This is a genomic window from Pseudonocardia acidicola, from assembly GCF_012911935.1.
Taxonomy (GTDB): Bacteria; Actinomycetota; Actinomycetes; order Mycobacteriales; family Pseudonocardiaceae; genus Pseudonocardia; species Pseudonocardia acidicola.
This window is the reverse complement of the sequence record NZ_JAAXLA010000145.1, coordinates 1-4,387: the sequence shown is the minus strand read 5'-3', so window position 1 is coordinate 4,387 and position 4,387 is coordinate 1. Positions and strand designations below refer to the sequence as shown.

At 73.7% G+C, this 4,387-nt stretch carries 4 protein-coding genes; 1 reads left to right on the top strand and 3 read right to left on the bottom strand.

Annotated features, from left to right (window positions below; genetic code table 11):
- Positions 1–52: 52 nt before the first annotated feature.
- Complete coding sequence (locus HF526_RS34185; protein WP_169385792.1) at positions 53–1,087, bottom strand: acyl-CoA dehydrogenase family protein; 1,035 nt, start codon at positions 1,085–1,087, stop codon at positions 53–55.
- Positions 1,084–2,328 carry an acyl-CoA dehydrogenase family protein gene (locus tag HF526_RS34180; protein ID WP_338051942.1) on the bottom strand — a complete coding sequence of 415 codons (1,245 nt, stop codon included), beginning with the start codon at positions 2,326–2,328 and terminating at the stop codon, positions 1,084–1,086. The genes HF526_RS34185 and HF526_RS34180 overlap by 4 nt, the downstream gene beginning before the upstream one ends.
- 123 nt (positions 2,329–2,451) lie before the next feature.
- On the opposite strand from HF526_RS34180, the gene HF526_RS34175 reads away from it, so the two are divergent.
- Entirely contained in the window at positions 2,452–3,924 is a 1,473-nt protein-coding gene (locus HF526_RS34175; RefSeq protein ID WP_169385791.1) for an NAD-dependent succinate-semialdehyde dehydrogenase, read from the top strand.
- A gap of 113 nt (positions 3,925–4,037) precedes the next feature.
- On the opposite strand, the gene HF526_RS34170 is transcribed toward HF526_RS34175, so the two are convergent.
- On the bottom strand, positions 4,038–4,387 hold a 350-nt coding region (locus tag HF526_RS34170; protein ID WP_211178217.1), incomplete at its 5' end, for a hypothetical protein.

The window sequence follows — 4,387 nt, the reverse complement described above, 5'->3', positions numbered from 1 at the left end:
GCCCCGGCCCCGGCCCCGGCCCCGAGGACCGGGGAGCGGGGGCGGGCTTGGGTCAGGGCGTGCCCGTGACCAGGGGCCAGAGGCCGTCGGCGCCGGCGGCGAGGACCCGCTTGCCGATCTCGTCGTTCCACTGCGCGTCGCTGCCGTCCTCGTCGCGCCAGGCCCACAGCCGGGTCGTGACCAGGCGCAGGTCGTGCTCGCGGGTGAAGCCGATCGCGCCGTGCACCTGGTGCGCGATCCGCGCCACCTGGCCTGCGGCCTCCCCGGCCCGCGCCTTGGCGGCCGCGACGGCGAACGCGGTGGAGTCGGCGGCGAAGCCGTCCACGGCGGCGGTCCGGGCGGCCGCGGCGGTGGCGGCCGCGGCGGCGGCGACCTCGGCGGCGGCCAGCGCAAGCTGCTGCTGGATCGCCTGGAACTTCCCGATCGGACGTCCGAACTGGACCCGTTCCCCCGCGTACCGCACGGATTCGGCGAGCGCCCCGCGCGCGGCCCCGGCCAGCAGCAGCGCCCGGCCCAGTGCCGCGCGCAGCCGGAACTCGGCGCCGGCCCCCGCAGGGGCGGTACCGACCGCGCCGGCGGCGACGGTGGCGTCCACGGCGATGGTGTCGCGCGGCTCCTCGGCGAGGTTGACGCCCTCGCTGATCGTCACCGCGGACGGCTCGAGCACGACGACGTGGTCTCCGCTGAGCACGACGATCGCGGCGGCCGCCCGTGCCCACGGCACCCGCGCCAGCGTGCCCACCACCCGGGCGCCGTCGCCGGACGGCGTGACCTCCAGCGCGCCCGCGACCGCGGTCAGCGGCCCGGACGGCACCTCGAGCCCGGCGGCGTGGGCGAGCCAGCCGGCAAGCAGGTCGGTCTCGACCAGCGGTACCCGGGCCGCGAAAGCCCCGGCGGCGGTCAGCACCGCGGCCAGGTCGGGCAGGGTCGCCTCGCTGCCCCCGGCCGCCTCCGGCAGCGTGAGCCGGGCCAGGCCGGTCTGCTCGAGGTTCTTCCACAACTCGGCGTCGAAGCCGGTCTGCTCGGCGTCCCGGGCGTCGGCGAAGATCGACTCCGCCAGGTCGACGAGTTCCTGATCAACACTCACCGCAGCCCCATTCCCCGTGCCACGATCCCGCGCAGCACCTCGTTCGTCCCCCCGCGCAGGGTGAACCCGGGCGCGTGCAGCACCGCGTCGGCGAGCAGCCGCGCGAAGCCGTGCTCCGCCCCCGGGTCCGGCGGGATCGCGACCAGCAGCCGGGCCGCGTCGATGACCTCGTTCTCGTAGCGGGTGCCCAGGTCCTTGACCACGGCCGCGGCCAGCTCCGGGGCGTGTCCGGACTCCAGCGACCCGGCCACGGCCAGCGACATGCGGCGCAGCGTCCACAGCCGCGACACCAGCCCGCCCAGGTCACGGCGCCGGCCCGCGTCGATGCTCGGGCCCGCAAGCGGCCCTGCGGTGTCGATGCTCGGGCCCGCAAGCGGCCCTTCGGCGTCCAGCTCACTGCTGACGATCTCGCCGACCAGCGCCTGCAGCAGCGGGTAGGTGGACAGGAACCGCTCCGGGCCGCTGCGCTCGAAGGCCAGCTCGCTGGTCACCTGGTGCCAGCCCGCACCGATCTCGCCCAGCACCATCGAGTCCGGCACGAACACCTTGTCGAACACGACCTCGTTGAAGTGGTGCGCTCCGGTCAGCAGCGGGATCGGCCGGATCTGCACGCCCGGCGAGTTGAGCTCGACGATGAACTGGCTCAGTCCCGCGTGCCGGTTGGCGTCGTCGCGCGGCGCGCTGCGGGCCAGGGCGAAGAACGCGTGCGCGTGATGCGCCCCCGAGGTCCACACCTTCGTGCCGGTCAGCTCCCAGCCGCCGTCGACACGCTCCGCCCGGGTGCGCACCGAGGCGAGGTCGGAGCCGGAGTCCGGCTCGCTCATCCCGATCCCGAAGTAGCACTCCCCCGCGGCGATCCGGGGCAGGTACTTCTGCCGCTGCTCCTCGGTACCGAAGCGCATCAACGACGGCCCGATCTGCCGGTCGGCGACCCAGTGCGCCGCGACCGGGGCTCCGGCGGCCAGCAGTTCCTCGGTCACCACGTACCGGTCCAGGGGGGACGCACCGTGCCCGCCGTACTCGGTGGGGATGGTCATGCCCAGCCAGCCGCGCTCGGCCAGTTCCTTGGAGAACCGTTCGTCCCAGCCGGACAGCCACACGTCGGCGCGCGGGTACCAGGCGCCGGCGGCGCGTTCCTCGGCGAGGAAGGCGCGGACGTCGGCGCGCAGCGCGGCGGCCCGTTCCGGGAGTTCGACCGGCGGGGGTACCAGGGTGGGCAACCTGGTCAGGGTTTCCGTCACGGCCTCATCCTCTCCCACGGGTGCCGCGATGACAGCCCCATCCTGGGACACACCGTGCAGCACCGGGGTTTCGCCCCGTCCCGGGAGGTGTGCGGTCCCCGCCGCGGTGGCAGCATCGCCGTCATGACGAACTCCGATCGTGAGCAGACCGTCCTCGACGCCGTCCGCAAAGACCTGTTGATCGGTGGGGAGTGGCGCCCGGCCGCGTCGGGCCGCACCGCGCCGGTGGTGGACCCGTCCACCGGCAAGGTCCTGTGCGAGGTCGCCGACGCCTCGGTCGACGACGGTCTCGCCGCGCTGGCCGCCGCCGACGCCGCCCAGCCGTCGTTCGCCGCGATGGCCCCCCGCGAGCGCGGGGAGATCCTGCGGCGCGCGTTCGCGCTCATCATGGAACGGATCGACGATCTCGCCCTGCTCATGACCCTGGAGATGGGCAAGCCGATCGCCGAGTCCAAGGCCGAGATCGCCTACGCGGCCGAGTTCTTCCGCTGGTTCGCCGAGGAGGCCGTGCGGATCGATGGCGACTACGCCGTGGCGCCGAACGGGGCGAGCCGCTTCATGGTGATGCGCCAGCCGGTCGGGGTGAGCGTGTTCATCACCCCGTGGAACTTCCCGCTCGCCATGGGCACCCGCAAGATCGGTCCGGCGGTCGCAGCCGGCTGTGCGGTCGTGATCAAGCCCGCCCAGGAGACTCCGCTGTCGATGCTGGCGCTCGGGCGGATCCTGCAGGAGGCCGGGCTGCCCGACGGCGCGCTCAACATCGTCACGACCTCCGACTCCGGCGGGGTCATGGAGCCGATCATCACCGATGAGCGGACCCGCAAGCTGTCCTTCACCGGGTCGACGCCGGTCGGCAAGAAGTTGCTCGAGCAGGCCGCACGCAACGTGTTGCGCACCTCGATGGAGCTCGGCGGCAACGCGTCCTTCCTCGTGTTCGACGACGCCGACCTCAACGCCGCGGTCGAGGGCGCGATGATCGCGAAGATGCGGAACATGGGCGAGGCGTGCACCGCGGCCAACCGGTTCCTCGTGCACAGCTCGCTCGCCGGCGAGTTCGCGAACCGGCTGGCCGAGCGGATGGGGGCGCTGACGGTCGGCCGGGGCACCGAGGACGGCGTGCAGGTCGGGCCGCTCATCAACGCCAAGGGCCGGGACAAGGTGGCCGAGTTGGTCGAGGACGCGGTGCAGCGCGGCGCGAAGGTCCTCATCGGGGGCAAGCCGGTGGACGGCCCCGGCTACTTCTACCAGCCGACCGTCCTCGCCGACGTCCCCCGGGACGCCCGGCTGCAGCGCGAGGAGATCTTCGGACCGGTCGCGCCGATCACCACCTTCACCGACGAGGACGACGCCCTGGCGCTGGCCAACGGCACCGAGTTCGGCCTGGTCAACTACCAGTACACGCAGAACATCGACCGCGCGCTGCGGGTCTGCGAGCGGCTGGAGAGCGGGATGGTCGGGCTCAACACCGGCCTGGTGTCCAACCCGGCGGCCCCGTTCGGTGGGGTCAAGCAGTCCGGCATCGGTCGCGAGGGCGGCACGGTCGGCATCGAGGAGTTCCTCGAGATCAAGTACGTGGCCGTCGGCCTGTCGAGCTGACCACCGGCCCGGAGCGCGGGTCCGCCCCGCGCTCCGGGCCGAACGCTGCGCTACGGCGGGCGATCGCCGCACCGGGCAGCCACATCGCAGCGTTCGGCGCCGGGAACAGCCGGTCAGTTGCCGGGCGCGGCCGGGTCGGCGGGCGCTGTGGTGCTCGTGTTCGACGGGTTGAGCAGCATGTTCACCAGCGTGGCACCGCCGTCGACGGTCAGCAGCACGACCAGCCCGACGACCACCACACCGACCGCGCCGGTGAGCACCTGGACCTTCACCGGCGTGCGGCCCAGCCGGCCCTGGCCGGTCTCGACCACCCATGCGCGCGCCCCCATCACCGCGAGCAGCAGCGCGAACGTCAGCCACACCCAGATGTCACCGGGCACGGCGCACCTCCGTTCGGACGGCGGGACGGGACGGATCAGCGACCATTGCGGGCCGGGGCCGGGGCCGGGGCAGCGGAGGGGTG